This window comes from Ruegeria sp. CDSB114, assembly GCF_059611025.1.
The window spans coordinates 184717-204574 of sequence record NZ_JBXWOT010000002.1; the positions used below are offsets into that span (position 1 = coordinate 184717).

Below are 19858 nucleotides of genomic sequence, written 5' to 3' on the forward strand. Positions count from 1 at the left end.
TGGAACGATTCTAAATTTAGGCAGCCAAGCTTATCGCGTCGTCCAACCGATCATCGCCCCAGAACAGCTCATCCCCGCCCAGAAAGCTGGGCGCGCCAAAAATCCCTTTGGCCTGTGCGGTTTTTGTCTGCGCGATAAGCGCTGCTTTGATCGCCGGATTCTGGGTCTGGGAAAGTAAATCAGCGGCAAGCCCGGCTGAGCTGAGGCATCCGGCCAAAACAGCCTCATCCGCGATGTTCTGTCTTTGGGCAAATTCGGCAGAATAGACGGCGCGCACAAAGGCAGCTTTTTGCCCCTGATCTTCAATCGCCAATGTTAACCTAGCCGCTTTCAGGCCGTTCTGCGGAAAAGGATCGGGCCGGACAAATGGCAAGCCGCGCTGGGCGGTCAGGCGTTCCATATCCCGCCACATGTACCGGCCTTTTGCCGGGTACAGATTGAACGGAGAATTATCCCACCCTTGGGCTGCAAAGATCGGCCCCAGCAGAAAAGGCTGCCATTCGACCGACACCCCATGGCGGGCGGCGACCTCTTCGATACGCATCGCGCTGAGATAGGAATAGGTCGAGGCGAATTCGAACCAGAATTGAATGCTGCGCTGCATCGCTCTGGCCTCAGGTGATCGCTTCGAGCTTTTCTTTGCTCAGGTCACCGGGAACAATGGTGATTGGGATTGGCAGGCTGCCTGAGTTCTTGGTCAACTGCGTGACCAATGGGCCAGGCCCCTTCTTGTCAGTGCCCGCGCCCAGAACCAGGACACCGATATCCGTGTCGGATTGCACATGCTCGATGATCTGGGCAACCGGCTCACCCTCGCGGATGGCCAGTTCAGGATCAACGTCCTGCTTGTCGCGCATCCATTTTGCGAAAACCTCAAAATGTGCATGGATACGCTCGCGCGCTTCTTCACGCATGACTGTGGCAACGCCGATCCAATGGTTGAACTCATCCGGAGGGATGACCGACAGGATCGTTACGCCGCCGCCGGTATGGGCCGCGCGCATAGCCGCGAATCGCATCGCATTCAGGCATTCGCGACTGTCATCCAGAACCACTAGGAACTTGCGCATGGGTGTCCTCATTCATTTCCGGGGATCATGCCCGACTAGGTGCGTGCTGGCAACCAGAGCCTAACGCCCACTGGCGGCCCAGTCCCAATACAGGTCGCGTGCACGCCGGGCGATGGGACCGACCTGAAACCGGGTGTCCTCCAGCGCGGTCACCGGGGTGATCTTGCTCATGTTGCCAGTCATGAATACCTCGTCGGCCCCGTAGAAATCCTCGAAACTCAGAACCGCCTCATGCACAGCCACGCCGTCGGCCCGCAGGTTTTTGATATGTCGTGCACGGGTGATGCCAGCAAGGAAGGTGCCGTTGGGGACGGGGGTAAAGACCTCGCCGTCGCGGACCATAAAGATATTGGCGGTTGCGGTTTCGGCTACGTTGCCCAATGCGTCAGCCACCAAAGCATTCGAAAACCCGTTCGCACGTACCTCGTTCAGCATCCGTGCGTTGTTGGGATACAGGCACCCGGCCTTGGCATTCACCACTGCTGATTCCAGTACCGGACGGCGGAATCGGGTCAGTCCCAGCGTGGCCGAGGCGGTCTCAGGCGCCATCGGAATCTCTTCCAGGCAGACAGCAAACCCGGTGCTGTTTTCCTGCGGTACGATCGCTGTCGCATCTCCGTCGATGCCCCAATACATCGGGCGGATATATACGGCCGCGTCGGGCGCATAGGCTTCAAGCCCTTCGCGCACGATCTCAACCATTTGCTCTGTGGTGACGGTGGGGGTCAGCATCAGCGCCTCGGCAGAGCGGTTCACGCGGGCGCAATGGGCGTTCAGGTCCGGGGTCAGCCCGTTGAAGAACCGCGCGCCGTCAAAGACGGATGATCCCAGCCACGCGCCATGATCCGCAGCGCGCATGATCGGTGCATCCCCATCATGCCATTGCCCGTTGAAATAGGTGCGGATGTTCTTGCCGACTGCCATGACGCCCTCCCAAGCTTTGAGGCAAACCTAGGAAGGCGTTAAGGCAACGTCCAGAGGCAATCAGCCCCGTTTCGCACCAACCATGCCGACGATGTCATAGGTCTGCTGCAGGATCGGGGCTGCAATCGCCCGCGCCTTTTCTGCGCCATTGGCCAGAATGCGATCAATCTCGGCCTCTTCACCCATCAGGCGGGCCATTTCGGTCGAGATCGGAGACAGTTTGGCAACCGCCAGATCGGCCAGCATCGGTTTAAACTCGCCAAATTGCTTGCCGCCAACGTCGGCCAGAACCTGATCCGCCGTCTGATCGCTGAGGGCGGCGTAGATATTCACCAGATTGCGGGCCTCGGGGCGGTTGTCCAAGCCATCGACTTCCGAAGGCAGAGCGTCCGGGTCGGTCTTGGCCTTTCGGATTTTCTTGGCGATCGTGTCGGCATCATCGGTCATGTTGATCCGGGTCATGTCGGAGGGGTCGGATTTGGACATCTTTTTTGACCCATCGCGCAAGCTCATGACCCGAGTTGCCGCACCTTTGATGACGGGTTCTGTCAACGGAAAAAAATCGACGCCATAGTCATGATTGAACTTAGTTGCGATGTCTCGGGTTAGTTCCAGGTGTTGCTTTTGATCATCTCCGACGGGAACATGTGTCGCGTGATATACAAGGATATCTGCGGCCATGAGCGCCGGATAGGCGAATAGGCCCAACGATGCATTCTGCGCGTTCTTGCCAGCCTTATCTTTGAACTGTGTCATGCGCTGCATCCAGCCAAGCCGGGCAACGCAGTTAAAAATCCATGCTAGTTGCGCGTGCTCAGGAACCTGGCTTTGGTTAAACAGGATCGATTTTTCGGGATCTAATCCTGATGCGATATACCCCGCGCACAGCTCACGCGTTGCGTGCTGCAACTCTTTGGGGTCCTGCCAAACGGTGATCGCGTGCAAATCGACCATACAGTAGATTGTCTGATAGTCGGACCCTTGCATCCGAACCCAGTTCCGCAATGCGCCCAAATAGTTGCCAAGGTGCAGGTTACCGGATGGCTGTGCACCGGAAAACACGCGCGGCGTGAACTTGGAATCGGTCATCGAAGGGAACTCCCGTCTGGAAAAATCAGCCCCCGTCGCTTACCCATGAGGCAAAGGGACGTCAACAGCCGCGAAAGGCCCGCCCAATGAGCAGTGAGCATTATACACCCGCCGTGAACCCTCTGCCGCCCGTGGTGGTGGCTTTGTGTGTGTTCATCATGGGGGTTGAACTGGCATTTACTCTAGGTACGCGCGGGATCATTGGGGGGCCAACTGCTGTAGGCTGGCGCCTGGACGCTTTGCAGCACTATTCGTTTTCGCCGGATATCTTCGACTGGATGGTGGAAAACGGGCGCTGGCCGTTCGAGCATCTGATCCGCTTTGTCACCTATCCGTTTGTATCCGGTACGTTCACACAGGCCATCTTTGTCTGCGTCTTTGTGCTGGCCATGGGTAAAATGGTGGCCGAGGTTTTTGGCAGCGTTCAGATGCTGGTGATCTTTGTGCTGTCGGGCGTGGGTGGTGCGCTGGCTTATGCACTGTTGCTGGATCCGCGCTTTCCGCTGGTGGGTGGGTTCCCTCCGGTCTATGGGCTGATCGGAGCGTTTACGTGGATATTATGGCGCAAGCTGTTGCTGGTGGGCGCAAACCAATCCCGCGCTTTCAGCCTGATCGCCGTTTTGATGGGCATTCAGTTGTTGTTCGGCCTGCTGTTTGGCGGAACGCTGGACTGGGTGGCTGATCTGGGCGGTTTTGCCACTGGTTTTGCCCTGTCGTTCCTGGTTGCTCCGGGTGGGTGGGCGCGGATCGTCAGGCGTATTCGGCGCGACTGATCAGGATCGACGCAGAGCCTTCCTGAACTCGGAAAGTTTGAATGCACCAATCAGGTGGCCGAGCAGGAAATATGTAACTGCAGCAACGATGATCAAGCCGAGCAGTGCCAGGTAACGCCAGCCTTCCAGGGCAAAGGCCCATCCAAACAGCTCAATAGCGGCATACAGGACAGCTCCCATCCCCAGGGACGCCGCAATGATCCGCCATGCCCGGTTCTTGAACCGGTTGTCAAACTGCGCTTCTTCCCCCATTTTTCGCGCGCCCAAGGCCAGCAGTCCAACCATGGCCCATCCGGCCACCGAGGCGGCAATCGCCGGTGCGAACCATCCCACCAACGGATACAGCCCGAAAGCCAGTGCAGCGTTCACGACCATCGCAAACACTGCATAGTGAAAGGGCGAGCGTGTATCTTCACGCGCGAAATACAAAGGCTGCAACAATTTCTGCAGCATGAACGCGGGCAGGCCGATGCCATAGATCGCCACGGCAAGTGCGGTGGCGGCGGTGTCTTCGGGGGTGAACTGTCCACGCTCGAACAGAACCGAGACCAGCTGGGTAGGGATGAGCACAAAGGCAACGGTCGACGGGATGGTCAACAGCAACGTAAACTCACCTGCGCGAGAAAACGCATCGCGGGCGCCCGACTTGTCCCCAGCGCGCAGGCGGCGAGATAGATCGGGTAACAGGACGATGCCGACGGCGATGCCCACGACGCCCAATGGCAACTGGTACAAGCGATCCGCTGCAAACAACCAGCTGACGGCCTTTTCGGTTTTCGAAGCAACCAGCTGGCCCACCACCAGATTGACCTGTGTAACCCCCATGGCCAAGGCGGCCGGAACCGCAATGCGAACCATGTTGCGCATTTCAGGGCTGAGTTTCGGCAGGCCCGGGCGGATACGGATGCCCGCACGTTCGGTTGCAACCCAGACCAGCGCTAGCTGCGCAACTCCAGCGATGGGGATGACGGCGATCAGCCAACGGATGACCTCTCCGCCTGATATAGCGCCGGCGATCAGTGCTGTGCAGGCAAAGATGTTCAGTAAAATCGGGGCGGCCGCTGCAGCCGCGAAACGGCCGGTTGCGTTCAGCACGCCCGAGAACAGCGCCGCTAGCGACATGAAAAAGATGTAGGGAAAGACCACATATCCATAATCCACGGCAAGGTCGAAGCGGTCGTCACCGTAAAAGCCCTCGGCCGTCAGCCAGACCAGGCCAGGCATGAAAACCATCGCCAGCCCGACCAGCGCCAGCACCGCCACGGCCAGCAGGTTGAACGCGTCCTGTGCAAAGCCTTGCGCGTTTTCCCCGCCTTCGAGCCGTTTGGAAAACATTGGCACAAAGGCTGCGTTAAACGCACCTTCGGCAAAGAAGCGGCGGAACATGTTGGGCAGGCGAAAGGCGGCGACGAATGCATCCATTACTGGCCCGGGCCCGATGTAGGCGGTCAGCAGGATTTCCCGCAGAAAGCCCAGAATACGGCTGGCCAGGGTCCAGAACCCGACAGTGAACAGGCCTGAAAACAGCCGGATCTGTTTCATGAGACCGCGCGCTCGGCGCCTTCGGAGATGGCCTTGCGCAGCTTGGCCTCAAGCCCGCGCTGCTTGCTTTCCGAGTGATATTTCAACCCAAACATATCCTTGACGTAAAAGGTGTCCACCACTTGTTCGCCATAAGTCGCGATCACCGCATTGGCGATATAGACATTGGCGGCAGCAAGCGTTCGTGTCAGATCATAAAGCAGGCCGGGCCTGTCCCGGGTATCGACCTCGATGATCGTGTAGATCTCGGACCCGTCATTGTCGAAGATGATATGGGTCGGCACGTTAAAGGCCCGTTCGCGTTTCTTGATCTTGTCGCGTGATTTAAGGGCATCCCGCGCCACGACCTCGCCTTTAAGGGTCTTGTGGATCATCTGTGTCAGGCGCGGCAAGCGGCTGGCCTCGAACGGGTGGCCATCGGCGTCCTGAATCCAGAACGCATCGGTGACATAGCCGTCTTTGGTGGTGTAACTGCGCGCATCAACCACATTGGCCCCGACCAGCGCCAAAGCGCCTGCGATACGGGCAAAAATGCCGGGGTGATCACCCATGGCAAAGCAGGCCCGCGTCGCATCGCGGTCTTCATCCGGGTGCAGACGGATTTCCATCGCGCCAGCATCACCGCTGCGGTCCAGCTCTTTCAGCATCTCGGCAAATTCTACATGGGTCGAAAGGTTCAGGCCCTGCCAATAGGGGTCATAGTGCCGACCCGTCTCGGTTTTGAGGGCGGCTTTGGTCCATTCCGCCAGCTCGGCCCGCAACGCCTTTTTGGCACCGGCACCGCGATTGGCACGGTTGAGGTCTTCCATCCCGGTCTCAAGCGCGCGCTTGGTTTCTGCATGCAGCGCGCGTAGCAGGGTGGCTTTCCAGTTGTTCCAGGTGTTGGGTCCAACGCCGCGAATGTCGCAGACGGTCAACACGGTCAGTAGGTCCAACCTTTTGACCGTTTTCACGGCCTTGGCGAAGTCGCGCACCGTGCGCGGGTCGGAAATATCGCGTTTCTGCGCCATGTCCGACATCAACAAGTGATACCGCACCAGCCATTCCACGGTTTCTGAATCCGATTTGTTCAGACCCAGCCGAGGTGCAATCTTGCGGGCCATCTGTGCGCCCAAAATCGAATGATCCTCGGGTCGCCCCTTAGCAATGTCATGGATCAGCAGGGCAACATACAGAACCTTGCGATTGACCCCTCCTTCCAGGATTGAAGACGCCAGCGGCAGGGATTCCCCCAACTCTCCGCGTTCAATCTGGGCCAGATTGACGATGCACTGAATGGTGTGCTCATCCACCGTATAGCTGTGGTACATGTTGAACTGCATCATCGCCACGATGTGTTCGAACTCGGGCAGAAAGGCCGACAGCACCCCCAGTTCGTTCATGCGGCGCAGGGCGCGTTCCGGGTTGCCGTGTTTCAGCATCAGGTCGAGAAAGATGCGCCGCGCCTCTTTGTCTTCGCGCATGTCATCGTCGATCAATGTCAGATTGGCGCTGACCAGCCGCATCGCGTCCGGGTGGATCAGCATGCCGGTGCGCAGACCTTCCTCGAACAGGCGCAGAAGGTTCAGCTTGTCCGCCAGAAACTTGTTCGGGTCGGCTACGTCCAGACGTCCATGGACGACTTTGTATCCGGCTTTGATCCTGGGGCGGCGGCGGAAAATACGCTCTAGCAGAGGCGCGCCTTTCATATGCGTCGCCTCGAGTTTGGTCAGGAAGATGCGCGTCAGCTCGCCAACCTTCGTGGCCTCGCGGAAATAGCGCTGCATAAACACTTCGACCGCCCGACGACCGGCCCGGTCTTCGTATCCCATTCGGGAAGCAACCTCGACCTGCATGTCAAAGGTCAGTTGTTCGGTTGCGCGCCCGGTCACCAGATGCAAATGCGAGCGAACGGCCCACAGGAAATCCTCGGCTTCCACAAAAGTGCTGAATTCCTCGGGGGTGAACAGACCCAGCGGTACCAACTCGGCCACGTCCTGAACGCCGTAAATATATTTGGCAATCCAGTAGAGCGATTGCAGGTCGCGCAATCCGCCTTTGCCCTCTTTTACGTTGGGCTCGACCATATACCGCTCGCCCTGTTTCAGATGGCGCGCGTCGCGTTCCTGCAGCTTGGCCTCGATGAACTGGCGCTCAGTGCCATTGAACAGATCGTCTTTCAGGCGCATTTCCAACTCATTTGCCAGATCGGCGTCGCCAGCCAAATAGCGCTGTTCCAACATCGCGGTGCGAATGGTGAAATCCTCGGATCCCAGGCGCAGGCAATCCTTGATGGTGCGCGAAGAATGCCCGACCTTCAGCCGCAGATCCCACAGGATATACAACATGGATTCGATCACACTCTCGGCCCAGGCAGTGATCTTGTAGGGGGTCAGAAACAGCAGATCGACATCCGAGGATGGGGCCATTTCCCCACGCCCATAGCCGCCGACTGCCAGCACGGCCATTTTTTCTCCCTGTGTCGGCGTGGCCAGCGGGTGAAGCTCGCGACTGGCCACTTGCATCGCGGTGCAGACCAGCCCGTCGGTAAGGTAGGTATAGGAATGGGTCAGCCGCCGCGCGTCAAATGGATCGCGGACAAAGGCATCGGCGATTGCCTGACGACCGGATTTCTGGACGTTGCGCAAAATCCGCACGGTTTCGCCGCGCCGTTCGGCGTTATCAGATGTCTTGTCGAAGGCCTCTGACAGCTGTGCCATAACGGATGCGCTGTCAAAGATTTCTTCGGGCTGGCAAATCAGGTCACCCCTTGGGATGAGTGTCAGAGCCAGCCGATCAGAATCCGGCGCCAGAGAAGCTTTGTGGGGCAGGGTCAATCACAACCACCTGTTTGTTCTGGATCGTGGCAATGGCCAGACCACGTTCATTCGTACCGTTGGGTCGCAGACGGAAGATACCGCCAACGCCCTGAAAACCGGCGTTCTGAGTTAGGGCAGATGCGGTCAGAGCGTCGGATTTGCCCTGGCTGACCAAGGCAGCAATCGCGGCTATGCCATCATAGGCTAGGCCACTGATCGGATGTGGTGCCTCGCCATATGTGTTGTTGTACCGCTGACGATAAGCCTGTGCCTTGGATGGGTCCGGCAATGCGAACCAGCCACCCTGAACGCCTGGCAGTTCCAGTGTTTGGGCCGGGATGTCCCAGCGGGTCAGGCCCATATATTGCGTGGTTGCCGGGGAAACGCCTGCTTCTGGTAGAAGCTGGGAATACAGCGGCAACGCCCCTGCTGTGGTCGAAGTCAGAAAGATCGAATCCGCCCCCGAGGACGCTACAGTAGCCTTGATTGTCGGCACCGAGTTGATGACCCCCTGCTGAGAGCGGTCATAGCCGACCGTGCCCGCATTACCCACTCGGCTGTTGCTCAGCGCGGTTGCGATAGCCGATTGTCCAAGCCGCCCTGCGGCATCGTTGCTATGCACGATGACCGTTCCGGTCTTGCCGCGCGAACCGGCATAGTTGATCAACCGGTTGGCGGTGTTTTCAAAAGTGGGGCCAAGCACGAAGACATTGCCGCCTGCGATGCTGGTATTGTTCGAAAACGACAGCAGGTTGACCTTGTTGTTCAGTACCGCAAGACCAGCTGAGTTTGCCGCCTGGGCGTAGACCGGACCGATGATTATCTTTGCGCCGTCTGCCACGGCTTGCTGCGCGACTGTTGCGGCGGTACCCGAATTGCCCCGGGTGTCGTAGACCCGCAAATCAATCTGTACATTCTGCAGATCGGACATCGCCAGGCGGGCTGCGTTTTCAAGGCTGCGCGCCAGTTCAGCGTCCCCGGAATTTCCAGATCCGGCCGGAACCAGCAAAGCAACCGGAACAGGTTGTGAGGTGTTGATCGACGGGCCTCCGCCGATACTGCTGACGTCACACGCCGCCAGAATGGTCGCGGTGGCCAAGACGGCGGCTGCACGCGCCAACTTGCGAACGGGCTTGCAAACGGTAAACATCTAAATGAAAACTCCCTGATCCGGCGGCTTGGGATGCTGCCATTATTTGCGCCGCGATAATAGACGTCACGCTGTGAGGGTCCAGCTTTGAATTTTCAAAAAGTCAAATTGGGCACGGGCCTGTATTTTGTTGCCACTCCGATCGGGGCGGCGCGCGACATTACGCTCAGGGCGCTAGACGTGTTGGCGTCGGCGGACATGATCGCCGCCGAAGACACGCGCAGCCTGCGCCGGTTGATGGAGATTCACGGCGTTCCGCTCGAGGGGCGCCGCATTCTTGCCTATCACGATCACAGCGGTGCAGGCGCCCGCGGCAAAATCCTGGACGCGCTGGCTGAGGGGAAATCGGTGGCCTATGCGTCTGAGGCCGGAATGCCTCTGATTGCGGACCCGGGCTATGATCTGGGGCGGCAAGCGGCCGAGGCGGGGCATATGGTCACCTGCGCGCCGGGGCCCTCCGCCGCGCTGATGGCGCTGACGCTGGCTGGTTTGCCGACGGATGCCTTTTTCTTTGCCGGGTTTTTGCCCAATGCCTCGGGCGCGCGCCGGACGCGGATCGAGACGCTGCGAGATGTGCCTGGGACGTTGGTATTTTATGAATCTCCGAAACGTGTGGCGTCCTGTCTGTCGGATCTGGCCGAGGTTCTAGGGGAAAACAGGCAGGCCGCGATGTGCCGCGAATTAACCAAGAAATTCGAAGAAGTTCGGCGCGGGTCGTTGGCAGAGCTGGCAGAAGAATTGGCGAGTCAGACGGTCAAAGGCGAAATTGTTCTGCTGGTAGACCGTGGGGCTTCGGAAACTGTTAACGATTCAGACATAGAAGAGGCTTTGATACGCGCCCTGGAAACTCATTCAGTACGCGATGCGGCGGATTTGGTGTCGCAGATGTATAAACTGCCGCGTCGACCGATCTATCAGAAGGCGCTGAAACTCGGGAAAGGGTAAGATGACCTCACGCACTGTCCGAAGTTCGGTTTCTTATCATGCGGGTCAGGCGGCGGAACAGCAGGTTGCGGCAGATTACGAGCGGCGGGGATATTCCATAGCACATCGCCGTTGGCGCGGGGCAGGGGGCGAGATTGATCTGATCGTCCGCAACGGTGACGGATTGGTTTTCGTCGAGGTCAAGAAAAGCACAAGCTTTGAGATGGCTGCTGCCCGGATCAAACGGCGCCAGATGGACCGTATCTGTGCCTCGGCCGCCCAATTTCTGGAAGGGGAGCCCAACGGCCAGCTGACAAATGTTCGGTTTGATGCGGCTTTGGTGGATGCATTCGGCGCGGTGCAAATCATCGAAAACGCCTTTGATCAGGTCTGACCCCATTGAACCCCCGGCCTGGCTGGGCCATGTATCTGGCGTGAAACTGAGGGACACGCCATGAAAATTGCCTTTCAGATGGACCCGATCGGGGCCGTGGATATCAATGCCGACAGCTCATTCCGTCTGGCCGAAGAGGCACAGGCGCGCGGGCATACGCTGTTCTTCTACAGCCCTGACAAACTGGCTTATCAGGAGGGCAGGATCACGGCCCGCGGCCACGATATGACGGTGCAGCGCGTGGCTGGAAACCCGGCAGAATTGGGGCCCGAGCGCGAGGTTGATCTGGCCGAGTTCGACGTGGTCTGGCTGCGTCAGGATCCCCCGTTTGACATGCACTATATCACTTCTACCCACCTGCTGGACCGGCTTAAGGGACAGGCGCTGGTGGTAAATGATCCATTCTGGGTTCGGAACTATCCCGAAAAACTCCTGGTGCTGGATTTCCCTGATCTGACGCCACCGACAACCATCGCCCGCGATCTGCAGACGATTAAGGCGTTCAAAGAAAAGCACGGCGATATTATCCTGAAACCGCTTTATGGAAATGGCGGTGCGGGGGTGTTCCGGTTGGATGGCAACGACCGGAACCTGACATCTTTGCACGAGTTGTTCACCGGGTTTTCGCGCGAACCTCTGATCGTTCAGAAATTCCTGCCCGATGTCAGCAATGGCGACAAACGGGTCATTCTGGTGGACGGTCAGGCTGTGGGTGCAATCAACCGTGTTCCCGCCAAAGGTGAAACACGATCCAACATGCATGTGGGGGGACGGCCCGAAAAGGTTGGTCTGACGGATCGCGATCTTGAGATTTGCGCAGCCATTGGACCTTTGTTGAAGGAAAAAGGGCAGGTTTTTGTTGGTATCGATGTAATCGGCGATTACCTGACCGAGATTAACGTGACTTCGCCAACCGGAATTCAGGAATTGGAACGGTTTGATGGCGTGAACATCGCAGAAAAGATTTGGCAGGCCATCGAAGCCAGGCTTTAAGATGCAATATTGGCGCTGATGCGAAAGCTCAGCGCCTCGGCCACATGGGGTCTTCGGACATCTGATGCGCCGTCCAGATCGGCGATGGTGCGCGCGACCCGCAAGATGCGGTGAAAGGCGCGCGCTGACAAACCAAATTTCTCAGCCGCTTTCAACAGCAGCTCTTTTCCTTCGGCATCCGGCGCGGCGATTTCTTCCAGCACATTGCCCTCAACATCCGCATTCTGGCGCGCGGACGTTCCAGTGTATCTTTGCGCTTGAACCGCACGCGCCTGCTCGACACGCGCGGCTACCGTGGCCGAACTGTCCCCGGATGGAGGCAGGTCAAGGTCGGTGAACCCGACCGGAGGCACCTCGATCCTCAGGTCGAACCGATCTATCAGCGGGCCTGAAATGCGCCCCAGATAATCCTCGCCGCAGACCGGCGCACGCGAACAGGCCCGCGCCGGATCTGTCAAGTAGCCGCATTTGCAGGGGTTGGCCGCGGCAACCAGCATAAAGCGGCAGGGATATTTCACATGCGCATTGGCACGCGCAATCATGACCTCTCCGGTTTCGATGGGTTGGCGCAGGGTTTCCAGAACGGTTCGTGGGAATTCGGGAAATTCGTCCATGAACAAAACCCCGTTATGGGCCAATGAGATTTCTCCTGGTTTGGCTCCTTTCCCTCCACCAACAATGGCTGCCATCGATGCCGTATGATGCGGTTCGCGAAACGGTCTGGTGCGGCTGATGCCGCCTTCGTCAAGCAGGCCGCACAGGGATTGGATCATCGAGGTTTCAAGCGCCTCGGCCGGTGTCAGGGGCGGTAAGATCCCCGGCAGGCGCGCGGCCAGCATGGATTTCCCGGACCCCGGCGTGCCGATCATCATCAGGTGGTGCCGCCCTGCGGCGGCAATCTCCAACGCGCGTTTCGCCCGCTCCTGCCCTTTGACATCGCGCAGGTCGCGGGTGCTGGGGGAAAGGTTGACCTCGCCGGGCAGGGCAGCGGGCAAAGGGGCTTGGCCCGAGAAGTGGCGGACAACATCGCCCAAAGATTCAGCGCCGATCACCTGAGTAGCGTCAACCCAAGCCGCCTCGGCGCTGGAGGCCCGAGGGCACAGCAGGGTTCGGTCCTCGGCCGCGGCGGTCATCGCGGCAGGAAGCGCCCCGACAACAGGCACAAGAGACCCGTCCAGTGACAATTCCCCCAGTGAAACGGCCCCTTCAGCCGCGTCCTTGGGAATGATTTCCAGGGCTGACAGCAGAGCCACTGCAATGGGCAGGTCGAAATGGCTGCCTTCTTTGGGCAGGTCAGCGGGGGATAGGTTGATGGTGATACGCTTTGACGGCAGGGCAATGGCCATCGAGCTTAGCGCGCTTCGGACGCGATCGCGGGCCTCTGAAACTGCTTTGTCCGGCAGGCCGACGATGGAAAAGGCAGGCAACCCCGGTGAAACCGCGCATTGCACCTCGACCGGGCGGGCGTCGACACCTTGAAAGGCGACTGTATGAGAACGAGCGACCATGAACGACCTGCTTGGTTAACAGGTCGTTACTGGCACGCCGCCGGTTTAGGAATCGTTAACGGCGCTGACCATCTGAGTGAATTTCGGCCATGCCTCCGGATCGGCGAGGGTTTTGTCGCGGCAGAACCGATTGCAGAATCCCCAGCGCTGACCGTCCAGGTCCAGAAAATCTGTGACGGGCTCTCCGGAATAGGGGCAGGTCTGGTTGACCGAGGGACCGCTCTGGGCGGCCACAGCAGACGATGCCCCGCCGATTGGCCAGGGATCCGATTGAAGGTCCAGCGAATACGGGAAAGGGTCGTACTGGACTGTTAGGCCCATCGCACGCCACTGCCTGACAACCGGATCCGACAGGAGGGTCAGGCAATAGTCCCGGTTGGCGTCCGAAACAGGCAGCCCATAACCGATGATCCGCGCGGCCACGGGCGTGTAAAACACATCCACCAAAGAATATGTACCGAACAAAGGGCCGGTGTTCGTCCCGGACACTTGGCGCGCATGATCCCAAAGGGTTTCGATCCGGCGCAGGTCAGCAAGCGTTTCGGCCGCCGGTTCGAACCCCTTCCAACTATGAAGCAGCTGCATCGCGCATTCCCCGCGCAGGGCTGAAAACCCGGCCACCATCTCGGTGCAAAGCCACCGTGCAGTGGCGCGGGCAGCCGCGTCAGAGGGCCACAATCCGACCTGTGGGTGGCGCTCAGCCAAGGTCTCGGCCATGGCAAGGCTTTCACCAACCACAGTTCCGTCTGGCAGGCGCAAGGCGGGCACCAGACGCGCCGGGAACAGGGGTTTCATATCCTCGGCCATGGTGCCTGAATACAGGCCGATCATGTGGTTTCGATAGGGCAGGTCGAACTTTTCCAGCATCAACCAACCACGCAAGGACCAACTGGAAAACAGGCGGTCTCCGATAAACAAATCATAGGTCATGGGCCTAGGATGGCTCAGGCTATTCAATCCGTAAAACAGAGATTTGTGCGCGGCCTGATCACGGGCAGTGATTGATCCGACCGACCGACCAACGGTCGCCGTGATGAGTAATCTCAGTCACGGAAAGATTGTCGATCCGGTGGCCGAAAGCCTCTTGCGCGTCCACATCCATGGCACGCTGGACCTGTGTCAGGATGACGCCGAAATGGGCAACAATGATCAGGTCCTGGCCGGTGTGATCGCTAATCAACCTGTCAATAACCGCGTTGACGCGGGCTCGGACTTCATTCCAGCTTTCGCCGTTTGGCGGGCGAACTTCACCGGGATTGTCCCAGTAGGCGAAGGTTAGTTCGGGGTCTTCGGCCTCGATTTCCTCGAACCCGCGCAATTCCCAACTGCCAAAATTGATCTCTCGCAGGTCGGGGTGGTGGGGCAGGCGGTGCCGGGTGCCCTGTACCGCCGAAGCCGTGTCAGCGGCACGGCACAGGTCGGATGAGATCAACAACCCGTTGGCCGGCAGGTAGCTTTGTAGCCGACCAATGGCGGCGTGGTCGCTTAGGTCAGCAGGCAGATCGGACCAGCCGACCATGGTTTTGGCATGGGTCGGACCATGCCTGACTAGATGCAGACGCGTCATGGCAGTTGCCCTTTCAACACCACAGGAAGCCCGGCGGTAACCTGAACCACCAGATCAGCCTGCGCGGCGAGCGCGATGTTCAGGCGGCCTTGCGCCTCGCGAAACTGACGAGACAGGGCGTTGCCCGGGACGATCCCGTGGCCGACCTCGTTCGAGACGAAGACGATGGGGGCAGCGCAGTCTTGCAGAGCCGACAGCAGTGCAGCCTGGGCCTGCCGCAGATCATGTTCCGCCAATAGGTGATTGGTCAGCCACATGGTCGCGCAGTCGATCAGACAGACCTGATCCGAGGTCAGCTTGGCCAGGGGCGCGCCAAGGTCCAAGGGGGCCTCGATCGTTTCCCAACCGCTGCCGCGCTGTGAAACATGGCGCTTAACCTTATCGCGCATCTCATCATCAAACACTTGTGATGTGGCCAGATAAACGCGGCTTTTCCCTGATAAAACAACAAGTTGCTCGGCGAATGCCGACTTGCCTGAGGCTGCTCCGCCCAGCACAAAGGTTAAATCCGAACCCACGATCATTACCTTTTAAGTGATCCACCTGGTGTTGTTCTGCGTATCGACCATGGGTCGGCAAGGCAAGCCCGGGCCGCGCCAGCGAAAAAGGGAGATTTCCATGGCACTGGACAGCGCAAACGATTTCTCGATGTCGCGCAGGGCGATGAAGGCCGAGTTACTGGATGCAGAAACCGAGTTGAAGCTGGCCTATGCCTGGCGTGACCAGCGTGATGAAAAGGCGCTGCACCGGTTGATCACGGCCTATATGCGGTTGGCAATTTCGATGGCGGCCAAGTTCAAACGTTATGGCGCGCCGATGAACGATCTGATCCAAGAGGCCGGATTGGGTCTGATGAAGGCCGCTGACAAATTTGACCCGGATCGCGGGGTTCGGTTCTCGACCTATGCCGTCTGGTGGATCAAGGCGAGTATCCAGGACTATGTAATGCGAAACTGGTCAATGGTTCGGACCGGGTCCACCTCTGCCCAGAAATCCCTGTTTTTCAACATGCGTCGCGTCCAGGCCCGGCTTGAACGCGAAGCGGCCACTGATGGAATGGCGCTGGACCGTCACCAGTTGCACCAGATGATAGCAGCCGAGATCGGTGTTCCGTTGCGCGACGTTGAGATGATGCAAGGCCGGCTGGCAGGGTCGGATTTCTCGTTGAACGCTGTGCAATCCACGGATGAAGACGGGCGCGAATGGATCGACGCGTTAGAGGATGACCGGGAACAGGCCGCTGAAACCGTTGAAAACAAGCACGACACCGAACAGTTGCGCGAATGGTTGGTGATGGCGATGCAGGCCCTCAACGACCGAGAGCGCTTCATCGTGCGCGAACGCAAGCTGCGTGAACCGGTGCGCACACTGGAAAGCCTGGGTCAGGAACTGGGCCTGTCGAAAGAGAGGGTGCGTCAGCTTGAAGCCGCGGCTTTTGTAAAAATGCGTAAGAACCTTGAAGCTCAATCGCGCGAGGTGCAACACTTCATCGCATGAAACAGATTGCGATTCTGATGTGTACGCTGATGGTTATGGCTGGGTCCGGTCATGCCGATGACCTGATCCCTGACGATGTTACGGCCGCGATGCGAATGGCAGACGTTGTTTTGTTGGGCGAAACCCATGACAATCCTCGCCATCATCTGGTTCAGGAACAGGCGATTACATTGATCGACCCCTCCGCCGTGGTCTGGGAAATGGTCACCGAGGAAGGCGCACAGCGCCTGGCGCAAAAAGCGGCGTCCGATCCCGAAGAACTGTCACGCATCCTGCGTTGGGCGGAATCCGGCTGGCCCCCTCTCAGCCTGTATTACCCGATCTTTCAGGCCACGGATGCGCCGATCTATGGCGCAATGGTCCCGCGTAAGGCAGCGCGTACAGCGATGGAACGTGGCGCTGCAACTGCGCTGGGCGCTGACGCGGCGCGATTTGGGTTGACCGTTCCTCTGTCAAAGGCGGAACAGGCGGCGCGCGAGGCTGACCAGATGGCGGCGCATTGCGATGCGCTGCCTGAAAGCGCTCTGCCGCAGCTGGTTGCGATCCAAAGGTTGCGCGATGCGGTACTGGCACGGGCCATATTGCGTGCCGTTGACGAAACCGGTGGCCCGGTTGCAGTTATCACCGGAAATGGCCATGCGCGAAAGGACCGCGGTATTCCGACATTCCTGTCGCGTCTGCGTCCGGGTCTTAAAGTGTATGTTCTGGGTCAGTCTGAAGACGGTACGATCCAAGGGGACTATGATGCAGTCATCGACAGCCCGACCGCGGACCGAGAAGACCCCTGCCTGGCCTTTCAACCGCAGAATTAACCGCTGGAACTGTCGGGCGCGCTTGCCTAATGTCGGGGCCGACCGAGACGGGAAGGGCACAACATGCTGGCATCGAAACGGATTCTGCTGATCATTGGTGGCGGTATTGCTGCCTATAAGTCACTGGATCTGATCCGGCGACTGAAGGAACGCGGCGCCGCCGTTACGCCGGTCCTGACCCGCGCAGCAGAAGAATTCGTGACACCTCTGTCTGTTGCCGCGCTGGCCGGCGAGAAGGCCTATCGCGATCTGTTCGATCTGACCGATGAGGCCGAGATGGGGCATATCCAGTTGTCCCGCTCTGCGGATCTTGTCGTGGTCGCTCCGGCGACTGCGGATTTAATGGGCAAAATGGCAGGTGGGTTGGCGAATGATCTGGCCTCGACCCTATTGATGGCGACTGACACACCGGTTCTGTGTGCGCCTGCGATGAATGTCCGTATGTGGGATCACCCGGCGACGCGTCGTAATTTTGAACAGTTGCAGGCGGACGGCATTCGTTTTGTCGGGCCGAACGAAGGCGACATGGCCTGTGGCGAATATGGTCCGGGCCGCATGTCGGAACCGCTTGAGATCGTCGCCGCGATTGAGGCATCGCTGGGCAGCGGACCGCTCAGCGGTAAACGCATTCTTGTGACCTCGGGTCCCACGCACGAGCCGATTGACCCGGTGCGCTATATCGCGAACCGCTCATCCGGGGCGCAGGGCACAGCGATTGCACGTGCTCTGTCTGCGTTGGGTGCAGAGGTTGTGTTTGTGACCGGACCTGCTGAGGTTCCCGCACCCGATGGGGTCGAGGTTGTGCGGGTTGAAACAGCCCAGCAGATGTCAGACGCGGTGGATGCAGCATTGCCTGTCGATGCCGGGGTATTTGCCGCCGCCGTGGCGGATTGGCGGGTGGCCAGCGCGTCGGACCGCAAGCTGAAAAAGACGCGCGACGGTCTTCCGGCGCTGGATTTTGCTGAAAACCCGGACATTCTGAAGCGGGTCGCCAAGCTGGACGATGGACGCCCCGCGCTAGTTGTTGGCTTTGCTGCGGAAACCGACAACGTGATCGAACATGCGACCGCCAAACGCGAGCGCAAAGAGTGCGACTGGATCGTTGCCAATGATGTCAGCCCTGCGACCGGGATCATGGGAGGGGCCGAAAACGCGGTGATCCTGATTTCCGACGATGGGGCCGAGGAATGGCCACGCATGGGCAAAGACGCAGTGGCCGAAAAACTGGCACGCAAGATTTCCGACGCGTTGGCCGGTTAGACAAGAGGATATCCGATGGTAGCAATTCGTGTGATCCGTGAGGACGGGGCCGACCCTTCGGTGCCCTTGCCATCTTATGAAACCACCGGAGCGGCAGGTGCGGATGTGCGTGCAAACTTGCCGGACAAGACGCCGATCACGTTGCTGCCCGGTCAGCGGGCTCTGGTTCCCACCGGACTGCGGATTGAAATCCCAAATGGGTATGAGGTGCAGGTCCGGCCCCGCTCGGGCCTTGCGCTGAAATACGGGATCACGCTGCCCAATACGCCGGGTACGATCGACAGCGACTATCGCGGCCCTCTGGGGGTGATCCTGTTGAACGCTGGGCAGGAGAGCTTTGAAATCACACATGGGGAACGTATCGCCCAACTGGTCGTCGCCCCGGTGGTGCAGGCGTCATTTGAGGCCACGGATACGCTCAGCGATACTGACCGCGGTGCAGGCGGGTTCGGTTCGACCGGGCGCGGCTGATGTTACTTGTCCTGATCATCGCCGCAGCGCTTTGGGGGCTCGGCTATCTGGCTGGCGTGTCACGCAATGCACGGATGATTTCGGTTGGGGTGTTGTTGCTGGGGGTAATCTCGGCACAGCTGGTTTTGCCCCTTGGCAACCCCCTGCGTCAGGCCACGGGTGGTTCTGCTGCGACCTGGTTGATTTTGGTTGGTACGGGGGTTCTGGTTCTGATCTATGGAAGGGGACTGAAAGCGCTGCGAAAACGCGCGGCGCCGGCCTCGAACAAGGAGCCAGCCATGCCCTCAGACAAATTCTCCGAGACCGAGCTTGACCGCTATGCCCGCCATATCGTGTTGCGCGAAATTGGTGGGCCAGGGCAGAAAAAGATGAAGCAGGCCCGCGTGCTTGTGATCGGCGCTGGGGGGCTTGGGGCGCCCGCTTTGCAGTATCTGGCTGCGGCCGGGGTCGGCACGATCGGGGTGATTGATGATGATGAGGTTGAGAACGCCAATCTTCAGCGTCAGGTGATCCACCAGGATGCGGATATCGGTATGCCCAAGGTTTTTTCGGCCCAGCAGGCCATGCTGGCGCAAAACCCGAATGTGGTTGTTCTGCCCTATCACCGCCGACTGACCGAAGAGGTCGCCACCGAGTTATTTTCCGATTTTGACGTCATCCTGGACGGAACTGATAATTTCGACACGCGCTATTTGGCCAATCGCACGGCGGTCGCGTTGGGCAAGCCGCTGATTTCGGGTGCGCTGTCGCAGTGGGAAGGCCAGCTCAGCGTTTTCGACCCGGCCAACGATGCGCCTTGTTATCAGTGCATTTTCCCCGAGGCTCCGGCTCCAGGTCTGGCCCCGTCCTGCGCAGAGGCTGGGGTGATCGGCCCCTTGCCTGGCGTCGTCGGTTCGATGATGGCTGTTGAGGCGATCAAGGTGATCACCGGGGCGGGTCTGGCACTGAGGGGTGAGATGCTGATTTACGACGCTCTCTATGGCGAAAGCCGCAAGATTACACTGCCTCGCCGTGCAGATTGCCCCGTTTGTGGCAAAGGATAACCCCTCTGCTCTGGATCGAACGCGCCGTCGTTCTTAGGTAGGG

Annotated in this window: 20 protein-coding genes; 9 read left to right on the forward strand and 11 right to left on the reverse strand. The window is 59.1% G+C overall.

All coding sequences use genetic code 11. The features are described 5' to 3' along the window. Positions 1 to 16 precede the first annotated feature (16 nt). The 4 genes from AC2FIP_RS08450 to trpS are packed head-to-tail and all read right to left on the reverse strand — an operon-like array spanning position 17 to position 3083. Positions 17 to 604, reverse strand: a complete 588-nt coding sequence (locus tag AC2FIP_RS08450; protein WP_496785941.1) for a 2-hydroxychromene-2-carboxylate isomerase — start codon at positions 602 to 604, stop codon at positions 17 to 19. Between the two features lie 10 nt (positions 605 to 614). Next, a complete protein-coding gene (locus AC2FIP_RS08455; protein WP_496785943.1) occupies positions 615 to 1070 on the reverse strand; it encodes a universal stress protein in 456 nt (151 codons plus the stop codon). Positions 1071 to 1130: 60 nt separating this feature from the next. After that, positions 1131 to 1994, reverse strand: a complete 864-nt coding sequence (locus AC2FIP_RS08460; protein ID WP_496785945.1) for a branched-chain amino acid aminotransferase — start codon at positions 1992 to 1994, stop codon at positions 1131 to 1133. Between the two features lie 60 nt (positions 1995 to 2054). Continuing rightward, a complete protein-coding gene (gene trpS / locus AC2FIP_RS08465; protein WP_142635552.1) occupies positions 2055 to 3083 on the reverse strand; it encodes a tryptophan--tRNA ligase in 1029 nt (342 codons plus the stop codon). Positions 3084 to 3169: 86 nt separating this feature from the next. On the opposite strand from trpS, the gene AC2FIP_RS08470 reads away from it, so the two are divergent. Further along, entirely contained in the window at positions 3170 to 3856 is a 687-nt protein-coding gene (locus tag AC2FIP_RS08470; RefSeq protein ID WP_496785946.1) for a rhomboid family intramembrane serine protease, read from the forward strand. Here AC2FIP_RS08470 and murJ read toward each other — a convergent pair whose 3' ends face one another. From murJ to AC2FIP_RS08485, 3 genes are read right to left on the reverse strand one after another with little or no spacing between them, the layout of a single operon-like run. After that, the gene (gene murJ, locus AC2FIP_RS08475) at positions 3857 to 5398 is read right to left on the reverse strand and encodes a murein biosynthesis integral membrane protein MurJ (protein WP_281995205.1); all 1542 of its coding nucleotides are present in this window, start codon (positions 5396 to 5398) and stop codon (positions 3857 to 3859) included. It abuts the gene before it with no gap. Next, positions 5395 to 8214, reverse strand: coding sequence for a [protein-PII] uridylyltransferase (locus tag AC2FIP_RS08480; protein ID WP_496785947.1), 2820 nt, complete (start codon positions 8212 to 8214; stop codon positions 5395 to 5397). Before AC2FIP_RS08480 ends, murJ begins: the two co-directional genes overlap by 4 nt. Next, positions 8174 to 9346 (reverse strand): penicillin-binding protein activator, encoded by a 1173-nt coding sequence (locus AC2FIP_RS08485; RefSeq protein ID WP_496785948.1) that lies wholly within the window; start codon positions 9344 to 9346, stop codon positions 8174 to 8176. Before AC2FIP_RS08485 ends, AC2FIP_RS08480 begins: the two co-directional genes overlap by 41 nt. Before the next feature lie 87 nt (positions 9347 to 9433). Here AC2FIP_RS08485 and rsmI point away from each other — a divergent pair, with 87 nt between their 5' ends. Genes rsmI through gshB form a run of 3 tightly spaced genes read left to right on the forward strand, consistent with a single transcriptional unit; the run spans position 9434 to position 11657 of the window. Next, positions 9434 to 10291, forward strand: a complete 858-nt coding sequence (rsmI, locus tag AC2FIP_RS08490) for a 16S rRNA (cytidine(1402)-2'-O)-methyltransferase (RefSeq protein ID WP_496785949.1) — start codon at positions 9434 to 9436, stop codon at positions 10289 to 10291. A 1-nt stretch (position 10292) separates the two neighbouring features. Continuing rightward, positions 10293 to 10664, forward strand: a complete 372-nt coding sequence (locus AC2FIP_RS08495; protein ID WP_281995202.1) for a YraN family protein — start codon at positions 10293 to 10295, stop codon at positions 10662 to 10664. A gap of 60 nt (positions 10665 to 10724) precedes the next feature. Then, positions 10725 to 11657 carry a glutathione synthase gene (gene gshB / locus AC2FIP_RS08500; protein ID WP_281995201.1) on the forward strand — a complete coding sequence of 311 codons (933 nt, stop codon included), beginning with the start codon at positions 10725 to 10727 and terminating at the stop codon, positions 11655 to 11657. Here gshB and AC2FIP_RS08505 read toward each other — a convergent pair. From AC2FIP_RS08505 to cobU, 4 genes are read right to left on the reverse strand one after another with little or no spacing between them, the layout of a single operon-like run. Next, positions 11654 to 13165 (reverse strand): YifB family Mg chelatase-like AAA ATPase, encoded by a 1512-nt coding sequence (locus AC2FIP_RS08505; RefSeq protein ID WP_496691773.1) that lies wholly within the window; start codon positions 13163 to 13165, stop codon positions 11654 to 11656. The two genes, gshB and AC2FIP_RS08505, sit on opposite strands and share 4 nt — an antisense overlap. Before the next feature lie 45 nt (positions 13166 to 13210). Continuing rightward, positions 13211 to 14095: a glutathione S-transferase N-terminal domain-containing protein gene (locus AC2FIP_RS08510; RefSeq protein ID WP_496706238.1), complete on the reverse strand. Its 885-nt coding sequence runs from the start codon at positions 14093 to 14095 to the stop codon at positions 13211 to 13213. Between the two features lie 58 nt (positions 14096 to 14153). Beyond that, on the reverse strand, positions 14154 to 14732 hold the full coding sequence (locus AC2FIP_RS08515) for a histidine phosphatase family protein (RefSeq protein ID WP_496785950.1): 579 nt from the start codon (positions 14730 to 14732) through the stop codon (positions 14154 to 14156). After that, positions 14729 to 15250 carry a bifunctional adenosylcobinamide kinase/adenosylcobinamide-phosphate guanylyltransferase gene (cobU, locus tag AC2FIP_RS08520; protein WP_496785952.1) on the reverse strand — a complete coding sequence of 174 codons (522 nt, stop codon included), beginning with the start codon at positions 15248 to 15250 and terminating at the stop codon, positions 14729 to 14731. Before cobU ends, AC2FIP_RS08515 begins: the two co-directional genes overlap by 4 nt. A gap of 100 nt (positions 15251 to 15350) precedes the next feature. On the opposite strand from cobU, the gene AC2FIP_RS08525 reads away from it, so the two are divergent. The 5 genes from AC2FIP_RS08525 to AC2FIP_RS08545 all read left to right on the forward strand — a co-directional run bounded on the left by AC2FIP_RS08525 (position 15351) and on the right by AC2FIP_RS08545 (position 19815). Then, positions 15351 to 16229, forward strand: a complete 879-nt coding sequence (locus tag AC2FIP_RS08525; protein ID WP_142635576.1) for an RNA polymerase factor sigma-32 — start codon at positions 15351 to 15353, stop codon at positions 16227 to 16229. Then, on the forward strand, positions 16226 to 17041 hold the full coding sequence (locus tag AC2FIP_RS08530; RefSeq protein WP_496785953.1) for a ChaN family lipoprotein: 816 nt from the start codon (positions 16226 to 16228) through the stop codon (positions 17039 to 17041). The genes AC2FIP_RS08525 and AC2FIP_RS08530 overlap by 4 nt, the downstream gene beginning before the upstream one ends. Before the next feature lie 63 nt (positions 17042 to 17104). Then, complete coding sequence (gene coaBC / locus AC2FIP_RS08535; RefSeq protein WP_496785954.1) at positions 17105 to 18301, forward strand: bifunctional phosphopantothenoylcysteine decarboxylase/phosphopantothenate--cysteine ligase CoaBC; 1197 nt, start codon at positions 17105 to 17107, stop codon at positions 18299 to 18301. 15 nt (positions 18302 to 18316) lie between these two features. Then, positions 18317 to 18772 carry a dUTP diphosphatase gene (gene dut, locus AC2FIP_RS08540; protein WP_496785955.1) on the forward strand — a complete coding sequence of 152 codons (456 nt, stop codon included), beginning with the start codon at positions 18317 to 18319 and terminating at the stop codon, positions 18770 to 18772. After that, positions 18772 to 19815, forward strand: a complete 1044-nt coding sequence (locus AC2FIP_RS08545) for a HesA/MoeB/ThiF family protein (RefSeq protein ID WP_496701720.1) — start codon at positions 18772 to 18774, stop codon at positions 19813 to 19815. The genes dut and AC2FIP_RS08545 overlap by 1 nt, the downstream gene beginning before the upstream one ends. Positions 19816 to 19858: the final 43 nt, after the last annotated feature.

Bases quoted from the DNA above. Each gene is read 5' to 3' on its own strand.
- AC2FIP_RS08485 (WP_496785948.1), bottom strand. From the start codon at position 9,346: ATGTTTACCGTTTGCAAGCCCGTTCGCAAGTTGGCGCGTGCAGCCGCC.
- gshB (WP_281995201.1), top strand. From the start codon at position 10,725: ATGAAAATTGCCTTTCAGATGGACCCGATCGGGGCCGTGGATATCAAT.
- AC2FIP_RS08470 (WP_496785946.1), top strand. From the start codon at position 3,170: ATGAGCAGTGAGCATTATACACCCGCCGTGAACCCTCTGCCGCCCGTG.
- murJ (WP_281995205.1), bottom strand. From the start codon at position 5,398: ATGAAACAGATCCGGCTGTTTTCAGGCCTGTTCACTGTCGGGTTCTGG.
- dut (WP_496785955.1), top strand. From the start codon at position 18,317: ATGGTAGCAATTCGTGTGATCCGTGAGGACGGGGCCGACCCTTCGGTG.
- AC2FIP_RS08505 (WP_496691773.1), bottom strand. From the start codon at position 13,165: ATGGTCGCTCGTTCTCATACAGTCGCCTTTCAAGGTGTCGACGCCCGC.
- coaBC (WP_496785954.1), top strand. From the start codon at position 17,105: ATGCTGGCATCGAAACGGATTCTGCTGATCATTGGTGGCGGTATTGCT.
- AC2FIP_RS08460 (WP_496785945.1), bottom strand. From the start codon at position 1,994: ATGGCAGTCGGCAAGAACATCCGCACCTATTTCAACGGGCAATGGCAT.
- trpS (WP_142635552.1), bottom strand. From the start codon at position 3,083: ATGACCGATTCCAAGTTCACGCCGCGCGTGTTTTCCGGTGCACAGCCA.
- AC2FIP_RS08525 (WP_142635576.1), top strand. From the start codon at position 15,351: ATGGCACTGGACAGCGCAAACGATTTCTCGATGTCGCGCAGGGCGATG.
- AC2FIP_RS08515 (WP_496785950.1), bottom strand. From the start codon at position 14,732: ATGACGCGTCTGCATCTAGTCAGGCATGGTCCGACCCATGCCAAAACC.
- AC2FIP_RS08545 (WP_496701720.1), top strand. From the start codon at position 18,772: ATGTTACTTGTCCTGATCATCGCCGCAGCGCTTTGGGGGCTCGGCTAT.
- AC2FIP_RS08510 (WP_496706238.1), bottom strand. From the start codon at position 14,095: ATGACCTATGATTTGTTTATCGGAGACCGCCTGTTTTCCAGTTGGTCC.
- AC2FIP_RS08530 (WP_496785953.1), top strand. From the start codon at position 16,226: ATGAAACAGATTGCGATTCTGATGTGTACGCTGATGGTTATGGCTGGG.
- AC2FIP_RS08455 (WP_496785943.1), bottom strand. From the start codon at position 1,070: ATGCGCAAGTTCCTAGTGGTTCTGGATGACAGTCGCGAATGCCTGAAT.
- AC2FIP_RS08495 (WP_281995202.1), top strand. From the start codon at position 10,293: ATGACCTCACGCACTGTCCGAAGTTCGGTTTCTTATCATGCGGGTCAG.
- AC2FIP_RS08450 (WP_496785941.1), bottom strand. From the start codon at position 604: ATGCAGCGCAGCATTCAATTCTGGTTCGAATTCGCCTCGACCTATTCC.